Annotated in this window: 1 protein-coding gene; it reads left to right on the top strand. The window is 45.8% G+C overall.

Translation table 11 applies throughout. The features are described 5' to 3' along the window. Positions 1-607 (top strand): cytochrome b (locus ACS8FC_RS19015; RefSeq protein WP_439297937.1); only part of this gene is annotated, 607 nt, incomplete at both ends.

Genomic DNA, 607 nt, shown 5'->3' with positions numbered 1-607 from the left:
CTTTTGGTACTTCTTTGGTGTGCTATCGATGATTGTATTGGTCAACCAATTGGTGACTGGTATATGGCTAACGATGATGTACAACCCAAGTGCCGAAGGGGCATTTGCGTCTGTTGAATACATTATGCGTGACGTAAAAGGTGGCTGGCTCATCCGCTATATGCACTCGACTGGCGCCTCTGCGTTCTTCGTTGTTGTCTATCTGCATATGTTCCGCGCCTTGCTATACGGTTCATACCAAAAACCGCGTGAGCTTATCTGGCTCATCGGTATGGGTATTTATCTAGCATTGATGGCAGAAGGTTTCTTTGGATACTTGCTACCTTGGGGTAACATGTCATTCTGGGGTGCTCAGGTTATTTTGAACCTTCCTGCCGCGCTACCTGTGATTGGTGATGGTCTTGCTGAATGGGTACGTGGTGACTATATCATCTCAGGTATCACGCTAAACCGTTTCTTTGCTCTACACGTTGTTGCTATTCCATTAGTGCTAGTAGGTCTAGTATTCATGCACATTGTGGCACTGCACCATGTGGGTTCGAATAACCCTGATGGTATCGACATCAAGAAGCTAAAAGACAAAAATGGTATCCCACTAGACGGTATC

The sequence above is a fragment of the Psychrobacter sp. 1Y4 genome (assembly GCF_051847555.1).
The sequence above is the reverse complement of the archived record's forward strand: the minus strand, read 5'-3'. Positions and strand labels throughout refer to the sequence as shown.